The organism is Arthrobacter sp. 10N44_2 (assembly GCF_056394385.1).
In genome coordinates, this window is sequence record NZ_JBFTHT010000032.1 from 1 (window position 1) to 19,587 (window position 19,587).

Annotated in this window: 14 protein-coding genes, 1 tRNA gene, 1 rRNA gene and 1 pseudogene; 11 read left to right on the forward strand and 6 right to left on the reverse strand. The window is 67.1% G+C overall.

What is annotated here, in order from left to right; all coding sequences use genetic code 11:
- Together rrf and AC1DBX_RS20475 are read left to right on the forward strand one after the other, a co-directional pair.
- Positions 1-94: ribosomal RNA gene (gene rrf / locus AC1DBX_RS20470) — 5S ribosomal RNA — on the forward strand; the annotation flags it as partial.
- A gap of 126 nt (positions 95-220) precedes the next feature.
- Positions 221-721 carry an SRPBCC domain-containing protein gene (locus tag AC1DBX_RS20475; protein ID WP_230007238.1) on the forward strand — a complete coding sequence of 167 codons (501 nt, stop codon included), beginning with the start codon at positions 221-223 and terminating at the stop codon, positions 719-721.
- Positions 722-890: 169 nt separating this feature from the next.
- Here the strand turns inward: AC1DBX_RS20475 and AC1DBX_RS20480 are convergent, their stop codons facing one another.
- Positions 891-1,922: a LacI family DNA-binding transcriptional regulator gene (locus AC1DBX_RS20480; protein WP_476932650.1), complete on the reverse strand. Its 1,032-nt coding sequence runs from the start codon at positions 1,920-1,922 to the stop codon at positions 891-893.
- Between the two features lie 2 nt (positions 1,923-1,924).
- Entirely contained in the window at positions 1,925-3,703 is a 1,779-nt protein-coding gene (locus AC1DBX_RS20485; protein ID WP_476932651.1) for a glycoside hydrolase family 13 protein, read from the reverse strand.
- Between the two features lie 280 nt (positions 3,704-3,983).
- On the opposite strand from AC1DBX_RS20485, the gene AC1DBX_RS20490 reads away from it, so the two are divergent.
- From AC1DBX_RS20490 to AC1DBX_RS20510, 5 genes are all read left to right on the forward strand, one after another.
- Positions 3,984-5,282 (forward strand): sugar ABC transporter substrate-binding protein, encoded by a 1,299-nt coding sequence (locus tag AC1DBX_RS20490; protein ID WP_476872196.1) that lies wholly within the window; start codon positions 3,984-3,986, stop codon positions 5,280-5,282.
- A 124-nt stretch (positions 5,283-5,406) separates the two neighbouring features.
- Positions 5,407-7,059 carry an ABC transporter permease subunit gene (locus AC1DBX_RS20495; protein WP_476932652.1) on the forward strand — a complete coding sequence of 551 codons (1,653 nt, stop codon included), beginning with the start codon at positions 5,407-5,409 and terminating at the stop codon, positions 7,057-7,059.
- Positions 7,056-8,060, forward strand: coding sequence for a sugar ABC transporter permease (locus AC1DBX_RS20500; protein ID WP_476932653.1), 1,005 nt, complete (start codon positions 7,056-7,058; stop codon positions 8,058-8,060). The genes AC1DBX_RS20495 and AC1DBX_RS20500 overlap by 4 nt, the downstream gene beginning before the upstream one ends.
- A gap of 2 nt (positions 8,061-8,062) precedes the next feature.
- Positions 8,063-10,048, forward strand: a complete 1,986-nt coding sequence (locus AC1DBX_RS20505) for a glycoside hydrolase family 13 protein (RefSeq protein WP_476932654.1) — start codon at positions 8,063-8,065, stop codon at positions 10,046-10,048.
- A 34-nt stretch (positions 10,049-10,082) separates the two neighbouring features.
- Positions 10,083-11,453: an FAD-binding oxidoreductase gene (locus AC1DBX_RS20510; protein WP_476932655.1), complete on the forward strand. Its 1,371-nt coding sequence runs from the start codon at positions 10,083-10,085 to the stop codon at positions 11,451-11,453.
- Positions 11,454-11,501: 48 nt separating this feature from the next.
- Here AC1DBX_RS20510 and AC1DBX_RS20515 read toward each other — a convergent pair whose 3' ends face one another.
- Together AC1DBX_RS20515 and AC1DBX_RS20520 are read right to left on the reverse strand one after the other, a co-directional pair.
- The gene (locus AC1DBX_RS20515) at positions 11,502-12,920 is read right to left on the reverse strand and encodes a DUF4032 domain-containing protein (protein WP_028278083.1); all 1,419 of its coding nucleotides are present in this window, start codon (positions 12,918-12,920) and stop codon (positions 11,502-11,504) included.
- Positions 12,921-13,160: 240 nt separating this feature from the next.
- Entirely contained in the window at positions 13,161-14,243 is a 1,083-nt protein-coding gene (locus AC1DBX_RS20520) for an ABC transporter ATP-binding protein (RefSeq protein ID WP_018775851.1), read from the reverse strand.
- A 262-nt stretch (positions 14,244-14,505) separates the two neighbouring features.
- On the opposite strand from AC1DBX_RS20520, the gene AC1DBX_RS20525 reads away from it, so the two are divergent.
- Positions 14,506-14,907, forward strand: a complete 402-nt coding sequence (locus tag AC1DBX_RS20525; RefSeq protein WP_223914353.1) for a VOC family protein — start codon at positions 14,506-14,508, stop codon at positions 14,905-14,907.
- Positions 14,908-14,940: 33 nt separating this feature from the next.
- On the opposite strand, the gene otsB is transcribed toward AC1DBX_RS20525, so the two are convergent.
- Positions 14,941-15,786 (reverse strand): trehalose-phosphatase, encoded by an 846-nt coding sequence (gene otsB / locus AC1DBX_RS20530; RefSeq protein ID WP_476860112.1) that lies wholly within the window; start codon positions 15,784-15,786, stop codon positions 14,941-14,943.
- The gene (locus tag AC1DBX_RS20535; protein WP_476887923.1) at positions 15,776-17,296 is read right to left on the reverse strand and encodes an alpha,alpha-trehalose-phosphate synthase (UDP-forming); all 1,521 of its coding nucleotides are present in this window, start codon (positions 17,294-17,296) and stop codon (positions 15,776-15,778) included. Before AC1DBX_RS20535 ends, otsB begins: the two co-directional genes overlap by 11 nt.
- Before the next feature lie 182 nt (positions 17,297-17,478).
- Between AC1DBX_RS20535 and AC1DBX_RS20540 the strand changes: the two genes are divergently transcribed.
- The 3 genes and pseudogenes from AC1DBX_RS20540 to AC1DBX_RS20550 form a co-directional block, all read left to right on the forward strand.
- Entirely contained in the window at positions 17,479-18,369 is an 891-nt protein-coding gene (locus tag AC1DBX_RS20540; protein ID WP_476851840.1) for a DsbA family protein, read from the forward strand.
- A 242-nt stretch (positions 18,370-18,611) separates the two neighbouring features.
- Positions 18,612-18,688: transfer RNA gene (locus AC1DBX_RS20545), tRNA-Thr, on the forward strand.
- A 369-nt stretch (positions 18,689-19,057) separates the two neighbouring features.
- Positions 19,058-19,587 (forward strand): annotated as a pseudogene (locus tag AC1DBX_RS20550) (L-serine ammonia-lyase, iron-sulfur-dependent, subunit alpha); the annotation flags it as partial.

A 19,587-nucleotide genomic window follows, 5' to 3' on the forward strand; every position in this document is an offset into this window, starting at 1 on the left:
AACGCCCGGTCCCATCCCGAACCCGGAAGCTAAGACCCACAGCGCCGATGGTACTGCACCCGGGAGGGTGTGGGAGAGTAGGTCACCGCCGGAACACCATTAACGGTCGAGGACCCCCACCACCAGGTGGGGGTCCTCCCGCATTTAACGACCCATACGAAATACTCAAGCCGAAACCCCATGCGGGCCCGGTTGGGCGGCGCGGGTAGAGTTGTTGCCCATGGATAACCTCTTCAGCCATGCTCCCGTTGACCCTTCTGATGGCCCCGAGCCGGAGGTAGCAGACGGCCTGGAGCCGGTTGTCTACACGGTGGTGGTACCCGGCGCCGTCGCCCGGGCCTTTGTGGGATTCACCGAACATACGCACCTCTGGTGGCCGCTGGAGGACCACAGCGTCTATGGCGCCGGCTCCTACGTGGAGTTCGAGGAGAGCCTCATCATGGAGACCGCTGATGATGGCCGGACAGCCGTGTGGGGATCCATTGACGACTGGCAGCCGCCGTTGTCCTTCCATGCCAGCTGGCACCCTGGGACCACTGCCATATGGTCCACTGAGCTCCGGGTGGCCTTCAAAGCGGTCGGCGAGGGAACAGAGCTCCGCCTGGTTCACAGCGGTTGGGAAGGCGCCGAGGATCCCGCGGCCGCCCGGGCAGACTACGCGGCCGGCTGGCCCGGCGTCCTGGACCGTTTTGTTCGCTTCATGGGCGGCGCCGGCGCCTGAGCTTGCTTGGCCTGTGGGCCGGATCGAGGCGTTGCTTCCCAGTTGCTCGGAGGACTGGGGCGGAGAACCCGTGGGGCCTCCCCGGCTTTCCGGGCCGTTCTGGGCAGACGGCCAGGCAATGGAGCGAGGAACTGGGCAGGAACGCCGCCACGGCGAAAATAGCCGGAGACTAGCGGATCTGTCCTTGGTCAAGGGGCGGAACAGCGGTGCTGGACCGGATGACAAAGCGCGTAGGGTATTCGGTGTGCGGGGCCGCCGCGTCTCCGGCGCCGTCGAGCCTGGCCAACAAGCGCCGCACGGCCAGCGCGCCCTGGCCCCGCGCGTCTTGATCGAACGTGGTCAGCCCGAAGACCTCACCAAGTTCATGGCCGTCGATGCCGATGACGGAGAGGTCCTGCGGCACCCGCAGGCCGAAATCCCGGGCAGCGAGGATCGTCCCAATCGCCATCTCGTCGGAGGCGGCAAAGACGGCCGTGGGGCGCTCCGGTGAGGTGCCGAGCAGCGTACGGGCGTTGGCATAGGCGCCCTGGATCGTGAAATCGGCGGAGATCTGCCACTCCGGCCGGACCTTCAGCCCGGCGTCGCGCATGGCTTTCTTGAAGCCCGCCTGGCGTGTCCCGGGAAGGCGGAAATCCTGGTCGTAGGCGGCATCGCCGGTCATATGGGCGATTTTGCTGTGGCCGAGCTGGATCAGGTGGCGGGCTGCGGCCTCCGCGATGCCGGAATCATCGATGCGGATGGTCGACGCGCCAGGCAACGGGCCGCCGATCCCGACGATCGGACGGTGGATGGCCAGCAGCTGGTCGATCTCGGCCTCGGAGAGCTCCAAGGACACTGCGATCACAGCATCCACGCGTTTGCGCAGCAGGAAGTCGTTCAGAACACTGTGGCGGCGCTCCCGGCCCTCGCTGACGTTGTACAGCGTGAGGTCGTAGCCGGCGTCCAGCAGGGTGGCAGAGACACCTTCGACCACCGAGGAAAAAAACCACCGGTGGACCGAGGGGACAACAAGGCCGACATTGTGATTGCGCCCGGAGGCCAGGCTGGAAGCGTGGTAGGACAGGACGAAGCCAAGCTCAGCGGCGGCGGTCTGGGCGCGTTCCCGGCTTCGCGGGGAAACGTTGCCTTTGCCGCTCAAGGCGCGCGAAACGGTGGCGATGGAGAGGCCGGCCCGTTCCGCGACGTCCTTGATGCCGGGCATGCCTAGCCCTCCGTGTCCTCGATGTAGATTTCCAGCCAAACAGTTTCACCTGAGCTTAACGGATCGCCGGCGCTGTCCATGCCCCCAACGTCGTAGCCGGCCTCCGGTGACGTTGAGCTGCGCAGCAGCACCCGCCCGGCGGGCAGTTCCAAGGGCTCGGACCCCACATTCAGCAGCACCAGCGTGGAGCCGTTGAGGAAGGCAAGGCTCGTGTCCGTGCACAGGTCCTCGTACCAGGACAGTGAGCCGCGGCCCAGGTCCAGCCGGCGGCGGAGCTCCAGCATGCGCTTGTAGAGGCTCAGGTGCGACGTCGGCGAAGCGGCCTGCACATCCCGCGCCAGCCGGGCGAAGCTTTCCGGCTGCGGCAGCCACGGGTCCTGCCCGTCGCCAAATCCTGCGTGTAGTTCTCCGGCCCGCCAGGGCAGCGGGACGCGGCAGCCGTCGCGGCCCAGCCGTGCGCCGCCGGTGCGGGCAAAAGTGGGGTCCTGGCGCCGGGTGTCCGGGATGTCGATCCCGTCCGGAAGGCCGAGTTCTTCGCCCTGGTAGAGGTAAGCCCCGCCGGGCAGCCCGAGCATGAACAGGGACGCCGCTGCCGCGCGGGACCGTCCGAGGTCCTCGTCCGGCTGCGGATCCCAGGTGCCGATTCCGTCACCGTCGCGCGGCGCCTGCCCGTTGTATCCGAAGCGGGTGGCGTGGCGGACGACGTCGTGGTTGGAGAGCACCCACGTGCTGGGGGCGGCGACGGCGTCCAGCGACGTCAGTGACTCGGTGATGACGTGGCGCATGCGATGCACGTCCAGGCCCGCGTGGAGGTAGGGGAAGTTGAAGGTCTGATGCATTTCGTCCGGGCGCACCCAGTCGGCGAGCCGGGGGAGCGGGTCAACGTTCGCTTCGGCGCAGAGGATCCGGTCGGGGCCGTACTCGGCGAGAATCAGCCGCCACTGGCGGTAGATGTCGTGGAGGGCAGGCTGGCCAAACATCGGAGCGTCGCGTCCGGGGAAGCCGTCAGAGCTGCTGCCGTCGGCGCGGCCGCCCCACTCCGGCAGGCCGGTGGCCTTCACGAGGGCGTGCGCCACGTCCACCCGGAAACCGGAGACGCCGCGGTCCAGCCAGAAGCGCAGGACCCGCTCGAATTCCACGTGGACGGCGCGGTTGTCCCAGTTGAAGTCCGGCTGGGAGGAGTCGAAGAGGTGCAGGTACCACTGGCCCGGGGTCCCGTCGGGTTCGGTGATCCGGGTCCACGCTGACCCGCCGAAGTGGGACTGCCAGTTGTTCGGCGGTTCTTCGCCGAAGGTTCCCTTGCCGTCGCGGAAGATGAACATGTCCCGCTCCGGGCTGCCGGCGGGAGCGGCCAGGGCGGCCTGGAAGGCCGCGTGCTGGTCCGAGCAGTGGTTGGGCACGAGGTCAACGATCATCCGCAGTCCCAACCGCGCGGCCTCGGCAATCATGGCGTCGAAGTCGTTCAGCGTGCCGAACAGGGGGTCGACGTCGCAGTAATCGCTCACGTCGTAGCCGGCGTCGCGCTGCGGAGACCGGTAGAACGGCGAAAGCCAGACGGCGTCGATGTCCAGGTCGGCGAGCCGGGGAAGCCCGGCGGTGATTCCGGCGAGGTCGCCGATGCCGTCGCCGTTCAGGTCCCGGAACGAGCGAGGGTAGACCTGGTAGATGACGGCGGACCGCCACCATCCCGGGATGTGGTCTGCGGCGTGCACCGGGGTCAGCGGGCCCGTCAGGGGGCCGGCCTGCGCGGCGGGGGAGAGGAGAACTGAATCAACGGACATGACGGTAATCGTAAGTCCCACACCGGGAAAATGAAAACGCTTCCAGTCACATTCGAATCGGGCAGTTTCGGCCAGTCGTTGGACTGTCCCCGGCCCGGCGTCCGGCCAGCCAGCGGAGCCCCTCGCCCCGGGCCGGTGCGGTGACTTTTCAAAGTGGCACCTAGCGTGTACTTTGGAAGCGCTTGCAGTTGTGAGCCACATCACCGACGATGCCACGGGGCTCTGGAACGGACTTCCAGGGCCTTACGCGTGGATGCAGGGATTTATGAAAGGGACACCAATGAAGGTGCAGAACACCCTCACGAACGGAACCAGCCGCCGCGTATTCACCGCGGGCGCCATTTCCGTAGTGGCCGCGCTGGCCCTCAGCGCGTGCGGCGGCGCCGCAGCCACCGCACCGGCGACCGCGACGGCCAAGCCTGACCTGAAGGCCTCCGGCGCCAGCACGATCACCATGTGGGTCGATGCCGAGCGCGCGCCCGCGCTGAAGGACATCACGGCCAAGTTCCAGACCGATACCGGCATCGCGGTCAAGCTCGTCGTCAAGGACTTCGCCGCTGTCCGCGACGACTTCATCACCCAGGTCCCGACCGGCAAGGGCCCGGACCTGATCGTTGGCCCGCACGACTGGGTCGGCAAGTTCGTCCAGAACGGCGTGATCGCTCCGGTGGAGCTCGGGGACAAGAAGTCCGAGTTCCAGGACTCCTCCATCAAGGCCATGACCTACAACGGCTCCGTCTACGGCGTCCCGTACGCGATCGAGAACATCGCCCTGCTCCGCAACACGGACCTCGTTGCCCAGAGCGCCAAGACCCTGGACGAGGTCGTCGCCAACGGCAAGAAAGCCGTGGCCGACGGCAAGGCGAAGTTCCCGTTCCTCGTGGGCATGGACCCGAAGCAGGGCGATCCGTACCACCTCTACCCGCTGCAGGCCTCCATGGGCTCGCAGGTCTTCGGCAAGGCAGCCGACGGCGGCTACGACCCGAAGCAGCTCCTGATCGGCGACGCCTCCGGCGTCGAGTTCGCCAAGAAGCTGGCCGCCTGGGGCGACAAGGGCGAAAAGATCATCAACTCCAACATCACCGGTGACATCGCCAAGGAGAAGTTCCTGGCCGGAGAGTCCCCGTACTACCTGACCGGCCCGTGGAACGTGCCGGACGTGCAGAAGAAGGGCATCAAGTTCGCTGTCGACGAGCTGCCGACCACCGGCGACCAGCCGGCCCAGCCGTTCATCGGCGTCAACGGCTTCTTCATCAGCGCCAAGAGCGCCAACGCCCTGGCCACCAACGAGTTCGTCACCAACTACCTGACCTCCGGGGCCGCCCAGGACTCCATGTACAAGGCCGGCGGCCGCCCGCCGGCACTGAAGGCCTCCTTCGAGAAGGCAGCAAGCGACCCGGTTGTCGCCGCCTTCGGCAAGATCGGCGCCAACGGCGTCCCGATGCCGGCCATCCCGGAAATGAGTGCCGTCTGGGCCGACTGGGGAGCCACCGAGCTCGCCCTCATCAAGGGCCAGGGCGATCCCGCCGCTGACTGGGCCAAGATGGCCGCCAGCATCAAGAGCAAGATCAAGGGTTAGTCCCCGCGCCGGTTCCTGACGCTTCCCCAAGCGCCAGTAACCGGCGGCACCGGGCCGGGCGTCCGTGAGGCCGCCCGGCCCGTTCCTGCATCACCCCAGCTTCTCCCAAGGACTGTAGACAGCCATGTCAGATACCGAACTCCGCGAGGACATAGACCCCGCACTGTCGTTCGCCCCGGACGCCGCCCCCACAACCTCAGCCCGGCGGGCTGGCAGCGCCCACCCACGCCGGAGCGGCCCCGAGGGGGTGAAGGGAACCATCGCCAAGATCGTGCTGCTGGGCCTCGTGGACGCCCTCGCTGTCTACATCCTGATGATGCTTTTCCTGAGCCAGTCCTGGCTGGCGTTGGGAGTCTCCGCCGCCGTCGTGCTGGTGATCAACTGGATCTACCTGCGCAAGGGCGGCCTGCCCGCCAAGTACCTGGCCCCGGGCGTGCTCTTCCTGCTCGTATTCCAGGTCTTCGTGGTGATGTTTAGCGGTTACATCGCGTTCACCAACTACGGCGACGGCCACAACAGCACCAAGGGTGACGCGATCGCCGCCATCCAGCTCACCGCGCAGAAGCGGGTGCCCGAGTCGCCGGCCTACAAGGCCGCCGTGCTCACCAAGGACAACTCCTTCTACCTTCTCTTCACCGACCCGCAGGGCAAGGTCTCGCTCGGTAACACCGAGGCGCCGCTCGCGGAGGCCCCCGGCGCCGGCAAGGACTCGACCGGGAAGGCCAACGCCCTGGCCGGCTACCGAACCCTGAACTTCCAGGAGATCGTTGCCAACCAGCAGAGCATCCTGGACATCACCGTCCCGGTCTCCGCCAACCCGGCCGACGGCACCCTGCGCACCGCGGACGGCAGCAACGCCTACCAGTTCAAGCCGTCGCTGAAGTACGACGCCGCTGCCGACACCTTCACGGACACCGCCTCCGGTGCCGTCTACCGCGACAACGGCAAGGGCGCCTTCGCGGCAGGCAACGGCGAGACGCTCTCCACCGGCTGGAAGATCGACGTCGGGATGGAAAACTTCGCCCGCGCCTTCACCGACCCCAGCCTGCGCGGCCCGCTGCTCGGCGTTATCCTCTGGACCTTCACCTTCGCCCTGGCTTCCGTCGCTCTGACCTTTGCGCTGGGGCTGTTCCTGGCCATCACCTTCAACCGCGAGGACCTCAGGGGCAAGAAGGTCTACCGGATCCTGATGATCCTGCCGTACGCCTTCCCCGCCTTCCTCACCGGCCTGGTCTGGTCCGGCATCCTCAACCCGGAATTCGGGTGGCTCAACCAGAACTTGTTCGGCGGGGCATCCATCGGCTGGCTCACCGACCCGTTCCTGGCCAAGATCAGCGTGCTGGTGGTCAACCTCTGGCTGGGGTTCCCCTACATGTTCCTGGTCTGCACCGGCGCGCTGCAGTCGCTGCCCAGCGAGCTGGACGAGGCCGCCCGGATGGACGGTGCCGGCCCGTGGCGGGTGTTCCGCTCCATCAAGCTCCCGCTGCTGCTGGTCTCGATCGCGCCGTTGCTGATCTCCTCCTTCGCCTTCAACTTCAACAACTTCAACGTGATCTTCATGCTCACCGGCGGCGGACCCCGCTTCGAGGACACCAACCGGGACATCGGAGCCACCGACATCCTGATCACACTGGTGTACAAGGTGGCATTCGGGCAGGGCACTGGCCGTGACTACGGCCTCGCCAGCGCACTGGCGATCATCATCTTCATCATCGTGGCCACTGTCTCGGCCATCAGTTTCAAGCAGACCAAGGCACTCGAGGACGTGAACGCATGAACGGGTCAGCATCGCGCACCGCCGCTCCGGCAGAGGAAACCCGGCAGGGTGGAGGGACCGGCCCCGGCAACATCACCACCGGCCCCGGCACCATCACCACCGGTGCGACCGACGTCGAATACCTCAAGTCGCTGCAGCGCCGGCGCCCGTTCGGCGTCTGGTTCAAGGACAAAGGATGGCGCCACCTGGTGGGGTGCATCGTGACGGTCTTCGCGGTCTTCCCGCTGCTCTACGTGCTCTCCGCAGCGCTCAACTCCACCGGCACCCTGGTGGGTTCCAACGCGCTGTTCAGCAGGATCGACTTCGGCAACTTCACCGCCCTGTTCGACATGCCCTCGCGGCCCTTTGCCCGCTGGTTCGGCAACACCATGGTGGTGGGCGGCGTGACCGCCGCGGCCACCGTGTTCCTCGGTGCCATGGCGGCGTACGCCTTCTCCCGGATGCGCTTCAAGGGCCGCCGGATCGGCCTGCTGAGCCTGCTGCTGCTCCAGATGTTCCCGCAACTGCTGGCCGTCGTCGCCATCTTCCTGCTCCTGAGCGGCATCTCCGAGGTCATCCCGGCCCTCGGCCTGGGCAGCCAGCTGGGCCTGATCATGGTGTATCTGGGCGGCGCGCTGGGCGTGAACACCTACCTCATGTACGGCTTCTTCAACACCGTGCCGCAGTCCCTGGACGAGGCGGCGAAGATCGACGGCGCCAGCCACGCGCAGATCTTCTTCGGCATCATCATGCGGCTCGTCACGCCGATCCTGGCGGTGGTGGGCCTCCTGACGTTCATCGGCATCTCCGGCGAGTTCGTGATCGCCTCCGTGGTGCTCACGGACCCGGACAGCCAGACCCTCGCCGTCGGGCTGTACTCCTTCGTGGCGCAGCAGCGCTCGGAGAACTGGGGCGTCTTCGCCGCCGGCGCCGTGCTCAGCGCCATCCCGGTGATGGCCCTGTTCCTGTTCCTGCAGCGCTACATCGTCAGCGGCCTCACCGCGGGCTCGGTGAAGGGCTAGGCATGACGCTGCCAGGCAGCGCCGGCCCGCTGCCGCACCACGACGGTTCCGCACTCCACGCGCCCCGGCACGTGGAACCGGGGGCGGAAGTCCGGCTGCGGCTCCGCGTGCCGGCCGTCTGGGGGCGGCCCGCCCGGGTGTGGCTCCGGTCCATCCACGACGGGGAACCCCGCTACGATCCGGCCAGGAACCTTGGGGAAGCCGACGGGTGGGCCTGGTGGGAGGCTGCGATGGTGGTGACCAACCCGGTGGCCCGCTACCGGTTCCTGATCGAGGTAGGCCTGCGGTATTGGACCCTCAACGCGCAGGGCCTATTCAGCCGGGACGTCTCCGACTACGCCGACTTCCGCCTCACCACGTTCCGGCCCGCCCCCAAATGGCTGCGCCGGGGAACGATGTACCAGATCTTCCCGGACCGCTTCGCCCGCTCCACGCCGTCGCAGCCGGCGCCGGAACATACTTCCCCGGACGAGGCGTTCCCGGACTGGGCCGTGCCGTGCGGGTGGGACACCACCGAGGTCGAGGGCTCCGGTCCGCAGACCCCGTACCAGTACTACGGCGGCGACCTCCGGGGCATCACCGAGCGGCTGGACCACATTCAGGCGCTCGGGGCCGACGTCATCTACCTGACGCCGTTCTTCCCGGCCCGCTCCAACCACCGCTACGACGCCGCCACCTTTTCCATGGTGGACCCGCTGCTGGGCGGGGACGAGGCCTTGGTGGAACTCGTCCAGGCCGCCCACGCCCGCGGTCTGCGGGTGATGGGCGACCTCACGGCCAACCATTCCGGCGACGCCCACGAATGGTTCCAGCGCGCCCTGGCCGACCCGGCCTCCGAGGAAGCCGGGTACTACTACTTCAATGCCGACCACACGGCGTACGAGTCCTGGTATGGCGTCAGGTCGCTGCCCAAGCTCAACTGGGCCTCCCCGGGCCTGCGCGAGAAATTCGTCCTGGATGACGATTCCCCGGTGGCGCTCTGGCTCCGGCCGCCGTTCAACCTGGACGGCTGGCGGATCGACGTCGGCAACATGACCGGCAGGCTCGGCGGCACCGATCTGAACTACGACGTCGCCCGGCTGATCGCGGACCGCGTCCGTTCGATCAACCCCGAGGCGGCTCTGCTCGCCGAGGCCACGAATGACGCGGCACCCGACTTCAGCGGCGAGCACTGGCACGGTGCCATGACCTACTCCAACTTCACCCGCCCGCTGTGGTCCTGGCTCGCAGGGGACGCGGGACACGTCAATTTCTTTGGAACCCGGCTGCCCGGCCCCAACCGGACCGCCGCGGAGGACTTCCTGGCCACGCACCTGGACCTCGCTTCCGCGTTCAGCTGGGACGTCCGTCAGCAGAACATGAACGCCCTGAACAGCCACGACACCGCGCGGGCGGCCACCGTGATGATCGACGGCGGCCAGCGGCTCGGCGCGCTGCTGATGTTCACCCTGCCGGGCGTTCCCGTGGTGTTCGCCGGCGACGAGTTCGGACTCAAAGGCGACAACGGGGAGTCCTCCCGGACGCCCATGCCCTGGGACGACCCCAGCCGCATCCTCACCGACCTGACGGCGGACTACGCAGCCCTCACCGCGCTGCGCCGGGACCAGCCCGCACTGACGGGCGGCGGCGTGCGCTGGCTGTACGCACGCGGGGACGTCCTGGCGTTCGTGCGTGAAACAGGGCAGAGCGCAGTGCTCGTGGTGGTGGCCCGGGCCGGGGCGGAGGCGGAACTGGCTCCCGGAACACTCTCAGGGGCCCAGTTCGCGGCCCTGTCCGGGCGGCCTGCCTACGCGGCGGGCGAGGTCATGGTGGAACTGCGGCGGGAGCCGCGCGGGGCGCCGGGCGGGGCGCCGGAGCCATCGCCGGACGCGTCTGCCGGGAAGATCAGGGCGGATGAGGCCGCCCGATCCGCCCTGATCCGCACCCGAGGTCCGGCCGCTGCCGCATGGGTGCTGCCCGGGACCCGGCTGCCGCTCCCGCAGTCTTAGACTGGGAACCGGATTCGACCGAACTGGAGACCGCATGCGCAGCATCATCGACGAGCTGACCACCGCCCTGGGCGCGGCGAAAATTGCCGTGGACGCGACCACCCTGGCCGCCTATGCCGTGGACCAGGCTCCCGTCCTGGATTATCAGCTCCCGCAGGCGGTGGTCCGCGCCGAATCGGTGGCCGACGTGCAGGCTACTGTGCGTGCCTGCGCCGACCTTGGCGTCGCGCTTGTGGCGCGCGGGGCCGGTACCGGGGTCTCCGGGGGCGCCCACGCGAGCGCGGGCTGCGTGGTGCTCACGCTCGAGGGGATGAACCGCATCCTGGACCTCAACCCGGACGACGAGACCGCCGTCGTGGAACCCGGCGTCATTAACGCCGACCTGAATGCGGCCGCCGCCGTGCACGGGCTCATGTATGCCCCGGATCCTGCAAGTTTCAAGATGTCCACCATCGGCGGCAACGTGGCCACCAACGCCGGCGGGCTGCGCTGCGCGAAGTACGGGGTGACCCGCGACTCTGTCCTGGCGCTCGACGTCGTCCTCGCGGACGGCTCCCTCATCCATACCGGCCACCAGACCTTCAAGGGCGTCGCCGGCTATGACCTCACCGGGCTGTTCGTCGGCTCGGAGGGGACCCTGGGGATCGTGGTCGGTGTCACCGTACGGCTGAAGTACCTGCCGCGCGACGTTCACACCATCGCCGCCTTCTACCCGGACTTCCGCAGCGCCGCGGCCGGGGTCCTAGCCGTGGGCAGGGCCCGCGTACAGCCGGCCATCATGGAACTGCTCGACGGCGGATCGCTCGCCCAACTCGATGACCTCCACGGCTCGGACCTGGCCGCACGCGGGGCATCCCTGCTGCTGATCCAGACCGACGGCTTCGGTGCGGCGGCGGAAGCCGCGGCCATCCGCCCGGTCCTGGTGGCGGGAGGAGCGGTGGTGACCATGGAGGCCAACGCGGAGGCAGAGGAGCTTGTCGAACTGCGCCGCAACAGCCGAGGGACCGAGGTGGACGACGAATACCGGGTGGGCGAGGACGTGGCCGTGCCGCGTTCGCGGCTGGTGGATTACGTCGCCGAGCTTGAGTCCATGGCGGCGGAACACCGGGTGCAGCTCAAAGTCGTGGCCCACGCCGGTGACGGCAACCTGCACCCCACCTTCTGGGTCGACCGGGCGGACAATGCCGTGGACCCCGATGCCATGGCCCGCCTGGGCGCCGCCCTGGACCGGTCGATTGCCGTGGCCCTGGCCATGGGCGGCACGATCACCGGCGAACACGGGATCGGGCAGTACAAGCTGCGCTGGCTTGGCCTGGAGCAGAAGGAACCCGTGCGGGAGCTGCAGCGCCGGATCAAGGAACTCTTCGATCCGGCCGGGATCCTGAACCCCGGCAAGGCGATTTAGCTCAAGGCGATTTAGCCCGGGCGTGCCACAACATGCCCGGCGCGCGGCTTAGTCGTCGGAGTCGGGGTATTCGTCTACTGAGTCGTCGGCGCCGTAGCGTGATTCCTCGGTCTCCACCTCAAGGATCTTGAGCAACCCCGTGTCCGGGTTGAGCATGATCGCGGCCTCGTCCCGCCGGTGGCGGAGTTCGTTGTCGATGTAGGACTGGACGGCCTCCGCCAGGGGGATGTGCCGGTTCTCTTTCTCGGACATGTACCAGCGGTGCTCCAGGACCTCGTGCACCGCCTCGGCCGGCTCGAGCTTGCCGGAGAGGTCGCGGGGGATGGCCCGGACGATCGGTTCGAAGATCTGGCTGACCCACAGGTGCGCGCTGTATTCCTCGTCCATGCCCGGGTTGTTGTCCGCCCGGAACGAGTCCATGTCGTTCAGGAGCCGGCGGGCCTGGTTTTCCTGGGCGTCCAGGCCGGTTAGGCGCAGCAGCCGGCGCTGGTGATGCCCGGCGTCGACGACCTTCGGCTGGAGCTGGATGGTCGAGCCGTTCTGCGTGGTCTTGATCGCGTATTCCTCGACGTCGAACCCCAGCTCGTTGAGCCGCCGGATCCGGGCGGCCACGCGCCAGCGTTCCCCGATCTCAAACGATTCCTTTGCCGTCAGCTCGGTCCACAACCGCCGGTAGCTGTCCATGATCAGCTCGCTGGTGGCCACGGGGTCCACCTTCTCCTCGATCAGGCCGCCGTCGAGGAGGTCCATGAGTTCCCCGGCGATGTTGACGCGGGCGATTTCGAGGTCGTACTCGCGCTGGCCGGTGGACAAATCCGGGTACAGTTCGCCGGTCTCGGCATCGACCAGGTAGGCGGCGAACGCGCCGGCGTCGCGGCGGAACAAGGTGTTGGAGAGCGAGACGTCGCCCCAGTAGAAGCCGATCAGGTGCAGCCGGACCAGCAGCAGGGCCTGGGCGTCGATGAGGCGGGTCAGGGTGTCCTTGCGCAGCATCTGGGAGAAGAGCGCACGGTAGGGCATGGAGAACTTCAGGTGCCGGGTGACCAGCACCGGGTTCAGCGGCCGGCCCTCCGGGGTGGTGCGTCCGGTGATGACGGCCACCGGCTCCACGCCGGGAACGTCCAGCCGGGCGAGCTTGCGCAGCATGTGGTATTCGTGGCGGGCCACGTGTTCCGAGGTTTCCTTGATGGCGATCACCGAACCGCCGAGGTGGGCGAAGCGCACGATGTGCCGGGAGATGCCGCGGGGGAGGGCTGCCAGATATTCGGCCGGCCAGTCCTCGAGGGCAATGTGCCAGGGCAGGTCCAGCAGCTCGGGCTCGGTGGCGGCGGCCGTGATGCTCAGCGAGCTGGACACCATCGCGGCCTTGTCGTCATTGGCGCTGGCGGCCTCGAACCGGGGCAGTTTCCCGATCTGACCGTAGTCGGTGGGCTCGTCGTGCCACTGGGCACTGTTTTCCTCGGTCATGGGGTTTCCTCGGTCATGAATCAATTCTTCCGTATTTGGCGGGCCGCACCTAAAGCAGGGCTGTTAACGCCCGACGGCGGCCCTCCACTGGGGAGGGCCGCCGTCTGCTGAGCCGGTGGGTGGGCCCACGCCGGCAGGGTTCCCTGACCGACGCGAAGCGAGGTTAGGGAACCGGTGGATGGGCCCACGCCGGCAGGGTTCCCCGACCGACGCGAAGCGAGGTTAGGGAGCCGGTGGGGACTAGTCGCCGAGGCGCAGGCCGGTCTTGGTGTCGAACAGGTGTACGTGGCCCGACTGGGGGCGGACCCAGATGGACTCACCCTTCATCGGGGGGCGGCGGCCGTCGACGCGGGCCACGATGTCGTGGCTCTGGCCGTCGAGCGTGGTGTGGCCGTAGACGTAAGCGTCGGCGCCGAGTTCTTCGACGACGTCGACCTCGACCTGGAGACCTTCACCCTGGGCAACAGTCTCAAGGTCTTCCGGGCGGGAACCGAGGGTCACGGTCTGGCCGTGGGCTTCCTCGAGGACGTCGCGCGGTACCGGGTAAACGGTTCCGCCGAACTGCACGCCGCCGTCGACAACGGGGAGTTCGAGCAGGTTCATGGCGGGGGAGCCGATGAAGCCGGCCACGAAGACGTTCTTGGGCTTGTCGTACAGGTTGCGCGGGGTGTCGACCTGCATCAGCAGGCCGTCCTTCAGCACGGCGACGCGGTCACCCATGGTCATGGCCTCGACCTGGTCGTGGGTCACGTAGACCGTGGTGACGCCGAGGCGGCGGGTCAGGGACGCGATCTGGGTGCGGGTCTGCACGCGCAGCTTGGCATCAAGGTTGGACAGCGGCTCATCCATGAGGAAGACCTGCGGGTTACGCACAATGGCGCGGCCCATGGCAACGCGCTGACGCTGGCCGCCGGAGAGGGCCTTCGGCTTGCGGTCCAGGTACGGTTCGAGGTCGAGCAGCTTGGCGGCCTCACGGACGCGCTCGGCGCGCTCTTCCTTGCTGACGCCGGCGATCTTCAGTGCGAAGCCCATGTTGTCCGCCACGGTCATGTGCGGGTACAGGGCATAGTTCTGGAACACCATGGCGATGTCGCGATCCTTCGGCGGGACGTCCGTGACGTCGCGGTCGCCGATGAGGATGCGGCCGGAGTTGACGTCCTCGAGACCCGCAAGCATGCGCAGGGAGGTCGACTTTCCGCAGCCGGAGGGTCCAACGAGGACCAGGAATTCGCCATCGGCGATATCAATGTTGAGCTTGTCAACAGCGGGCTTCTCGGTGCCCGGGTACAGACGTGTTGCGTTATCAAAAGTAACTGTAGCCACAGTTATCAATCCCTTCACCGGCAGGTACGTGCCGGACGATCCGTAGTGAATGGTCGTTTTATGCAGTTGTTAATTCAATTGTGGGATTTCATACGCATACTCCTCGGCCGAAGCCGAGGAGTACCCAGTGACGCCGCACGGTAGTTGTGCGCCACATCACAAACAGAGTATGTCAGATATATGCCAAATGGGTTAAAAAGTTACGGATGTCACACGTGGGGTCAGACACATGGCGCCAGAAGTGGGTATGTATGCTGTGCGCATGACGGCACTGCAGATCTATGTCAGTTTCCCCGGCACGGCGCGTGAAGCACTTGGCTTCTACGCCGACGTCTTCGGCGGAGAGCTTGCCTTGTTCACCTACGAGGAGTTCAACCGCAGCGATGGGCCGCCGGATGCCATTGCCCACGGACAGCTGAACGGCGCAGTCGCTTTGGCGGGGTCGGATGCGGCCGCGGGGGAGAAAAGCGTCCGGTTCGAAGGCCTCATGCTCTCGCTGCTGGGGACCGCCGAACCGGCAGTTCTCCACGAGTGGTTCGACAAGCTCGCCGTTGACGGCCGGGTGATCGACCCCCTTGCCCCGAAGCCCTGGGGCGCAACAGATGGCCAGGTCCTCGACCGTCACGGACTGCACTGGTTGATCGGCTACGAACCTGAGTCGTGACCGACGCCCGGTTGACCGCTCCGTAGGCCCGCGTTAGCTCCCTGAGTCGAGGGCCTTCTTCCGCTCCCGCAGGAGGGCCTCCAGCAGTTCGCAGATGTGCACCGGCGCCTCCACCCGGAACTCGGCCTGGGTGAAATCGAGCCCCACCTTCACCCCGAGATCGCCCGGGACGAGGCTGGCCAGGGCGTCCTCGTCGGTGGTGTCGTCTCCGGCGAAAGCCACAGCCGTGGCTCCGGCAGCCTGCCGCAGGAAGGCAATGCCCTCGCCCTTGGAGGCGTTCACGACGGAGGTCTCCAGGACGCGGTTGCCCGACTTGAGGAAGACGCCGCTGCGGTCCTGCAGGACCGCCCGCGCCGCGGCGACGGCGTCCTCGGCGACGTCGTCCGCCGCGAGCCGCGTGTGCAGGACGACGCCGGCCGGCTTGTCTTCCAAAAGGGTCCCCGGGGCCTGTTCCACGATTCCCTCAAGCTCCTGGCGGACTTCGGCCAGGAGTTCGCGTTGGGCGTCGTCGAGCATGAGCTCCGAGGAGCCGGGCCCCATCCAGACCTCTGCGCCGTGGCTGCCGATCAGCAGCGTCTCCTCCGGCGGGGAGGCTACGGCCCGCAGGCTGTCCAGCGCCCGGCCGGAGATGAGCGCCGTCGTCGTCCGGGGAAGTTCCGCCAGCGCCGCGAAGGCGGCGGCGGAGCGCGGGAGCGCACGGGCGTCGGCCGCATGGTCCACGAGCGGTGACATGGTGCCGTCGAAGTCCATCGCCACGAGCAGGTGCCCGGTGCCGGCGACGCGGCGCACGGCTGCCAGCAGCTCAGGGGAGAGCGAGAGTGGGGCCGGGTTTGGAGTGTTGGTCTCTGAGTCGTGGGTTCCGGCGGCGTCAGGAGTCATCGCGTACAACCTTTTCGGCGAGGGCTTTCAGGAAGTCGGAGGACCAGAGGTCGACGTCGTGGTCCAGAATCTGCTTGCGCATGGCCCGCATGCGGCGTGATGCCTCGGCCGGCTGCATGTTGACTGCCCTCATGATCGTGTCCTTGAGGCCGTCAATGTCGTGCGGGTTCATCAGCAGGGCCTGCTTGAGCTGGTCGGCGGCGCCGGCGAACTCACTCAGTACCAGCGCTCCGTCGTTGTTTGTCCGGGCCGTGACGTATTCCTTGGCGACGAGGTTCATGCCGTCGCGCAGGGCGGTGACCAGCATGACGTCCGCGGCCAGGTACAGGGACACCATCTCTTCGATGGGGTAGCTGTGGTGCAGGTAGCGGACGGCCGTGCTCTCCATGGTGTCGAAGGTGCCGTTGATGTGGCCCACTGTGCCCTCGACCTCCTCGCGGAGCAGGCGGTACTGCTCCACACGCTCACGGCTGGGGCTGGCCACCTGGATCAGGGTCGCGTCCTCGACGGTGACCTTGGCGTCCTGCAGCAGTTCCTCGTACGCCTTGAGCCGGTGCCGGATGCCCTTGGTGTAGTCGAGCCGGTCGACGCCGAGCAGGATGGTCTTGGGGTTGCCGAGGTCCCGGCGGATCTGCTGCGCCCGCTCGATTACCTCCGGCTTCTTCGCCAGCTCGCTGATCTGCTTGACGTCAATGGAGATTGGGAAAGCCTGGGCCCTCGCGATGTGGGTGGTCTCGCCATCGGCGCCCCGGACATGGACCTGCTGCTGCTTGACGCTCGCGCCAAGGAAGCGCCGTGCGGAGCGCATGAAGTTTCCGGCATCGCTGCTGCGCTGGAAGCCCACCAGGTCCGCGCCCAGCAGGCCGTCGATGATCGCACGGCGCCACGGGAGCTGGGCAAAGATCTCCGGCGGCGGGAAGGGGATGTGGTTGAAGAACCCGATCTTCAGATCCGGCCGGGCCTCCCGGAGCAACTTGGGAACCAGTTGGAGCTGGTAGTCCTGCACCCAGACGGTGGCACCCTCGGCCGCATGGCGGATGACGGCGTCGGCGAACCTCCGGTTGACCTTCCGGTACGAATCCCACCACGTGCGGTGGAACTCCGGCGGGGCGATCACGTCGTGGTAAAGCGGCCACAACGTGGCGTTCGAAAAGCCCTCGTAGAAAAGCTCGATGTCCTCGGTGCTCAGCTGGACGGGGATCAGGTCGATGCCGCCGTGGCTGAAAGGCTTGACCGTCTCATCGGGGGCCCCGTGCCAGCCCACCCACGCGCCGTCGGTCTTGGTCATCATCGGGGCCAGGGCTGTCACGAGTCCGCCGGGGGAGCGGCGCCAGCCATCCTCGCAGCCGGCCTCGTCGGCAGAACAGCGGTCGACGGGCAGCCGGTTGGACACCACCATGAAGTCGAACTGATCCCCTGCCGAGGCACCCGTGGCGGCGCCGTCTGTGGCGGTCTGCGCCGCGTCAGTGGTGCTCTGTGTGCCGTGGCCGGCGCTGTCCGTTGCTTCCATTGGTGCCCCCTGGGGTCCGCTCGTGGCTCTTCATCAACCCTAGCCGCCCGGAATCTTCCGGGCTATTCGTCCGTTGGGCAGGCGGAAGGGAAACTTGAAAGCGCAAGTTCTCGGGTTTCTCCCCTAAAATGATGACGTTGCCACTGAGTGGACCGTCCCTGGCCGAACGACCCGAGGAACCAATGAGCCCCGCAAACGAACCCCGACTGTCTAAGGCAGAGCGCACTGCCGCGGCGCGCGAGAAAGCCCGCGAGATCCGCGATGCGCAGCTGAAGAAGGAGAAGCGCAACAAGCTGCTGATCGGCTGGGGCATCGTTGCCGCCGTCGTCGCCATCATCGTGATCGTCGCGCTGGTTGTCACCTCCAACATCAAGAACAACGCCCCGGTTGCAGACGAGGGACCCACGCCGGCCAATGGCAACATCCACGGCGGTGTCACCCTGCTGGCGAACACCGAGGTGGCGAAGACCGATCCCGCAACCGTGAAGCTGTCCGACCTCCCGTCCGCTCCGGCCACGCCGCCGTCTCCGGTCACGGCCCCGGGCGCCGAGGCTGAGGCCGGCAAGCCGGTCAAGGTGGTCCTCTACATCGACTTCATCTGCCCCGTCTGCAAGAACTTCGAGGCGCAGTACAACGAGACGCTCACCAAGCTGCGCAACGAGGGCAAAATCACCGTGGAGTACCGCCCGCTCGGATTCCTTGACAGCCGGTCCACCACGAACTACTCCTCGCGCGCGGCCAACGCCGCAGCCTGCGTGGTCAACGAATCCCCGGAGAAGTACTCGGACTTCGTCGACCTGCTGTTCGCCAAGCAGCCGGCCGAAGGCAGCGCCGGACTCTCCGACAACGAGCTGAAGACGCTGGCCACCGACGCCGGGGCCAAGAGCATCGAGACGTGCGTGGATGGCAAGACCTACCGTCCGTGGGTGAAGCACACCACCCAGGAGGCCACGGTAATCGGCATCACCGGCACGCCCACCGTGTTCGTTGAAGGCAAGCAGTGGGGTGTCGGCGACAGCGCCCAGACCCCGTTCGACCAGTACCTGCAGGCCGCGGTCGACGCGAAGAAGTAACCGCACAACGGCACATGCCGTTGAAGGCGCGCAGTTGAAGGCCACAAGTTGATGGCCCGGCCCCGGATCGTTCCGGTGCCGGGCCATTGCTTTTAGTCTTCGCTTCAGGCCTTCGCCGGGCGGGAGGGGCGTTGAGCGTTTTTCTCTGGGTTTTTCTCACCGGGCGTCGGTGGGCTAATCTTGTCTAGCGTCCTGGCATCCGCGCCATTTTGTGGCCCGGAGTTGTGTCAGGAAGCAGGAATGCCTCCTTAGCTCAGTTGGCCAGAGCACCGCTCTTGTAAAGCGGGGGTCGTCGGTTCGAATCCGACAGGGGGCCCCACGAACCCCTCCGTTCCGGCGAATTTGGCCGGGACGGAGGGGTTTTCTTATGTCCTTAAACAGGCGACTAGCCGGGCGACGCATTTCCAGTCAACGTTTCCAGCCCTGTGGCGGAGGGTTCCGTCGACGAAGCGGCGAAGGTACCGGGTAACTCGTCAAAACAATTGAAGCTGTAGAGATGGATGCCGTCGACGACAGGCTGGGCGGTCAGCTCGTTGATGAGAGTGCCGGGCGAGTAGCGTTCGCCGCTCGGGAGGCGGCGGGCGAGCGGTCGTTTCCGGCTAAGGAACCGCAGGGACGTTCCGACGCCGATCTTCGTTGCCAGTGCAATCAGCCTGGTTCTTGGGACGGCCCCGGCAACCCCGGCCAAGACCGGCACAAACGCCTCATGAAGGAAACCCGCGGACAGGACCCCGACTACCGGGACCCGAAGTACTGGCAGGAATGGGTCAACCTGATCGCGCTGGCCGTGAACGAGGAAAACGCCTCCGGCGGCCGCGTGGTCACCGCCCCCACGAATGGCGCCGCCGGCATCATCCCGGCCGTGCTCTACTACGCGCTGCACTTTGCCCCCGGCATGGACCAGGCCAGCCAGGCCGACCGCGACGACACGATCGTCAGGTTCCTGCTGACCGCCGGCGCCATCGGGGTGCTGTACAAGGAGCAGGCCTCGATTTCCGGGGCGGAAGTCGGCTGCCAGGGCGAGGTGGGCTCGGCGTCGTCGATGGCGGCCGCCGGCCTGGCCGAAGTTATGGGCGGCACGCCCCAGCAGGTGGAGAACGCCGCGGAAATCGCGATGGAACACAACCTGGGCCTGACCTGCGATCCGATCGGCGGGCTCGTGCAGGTCCCGTGCATCGAACGCAACGCGATCGCCGCCGCCAAGGCCATCAACGCCGC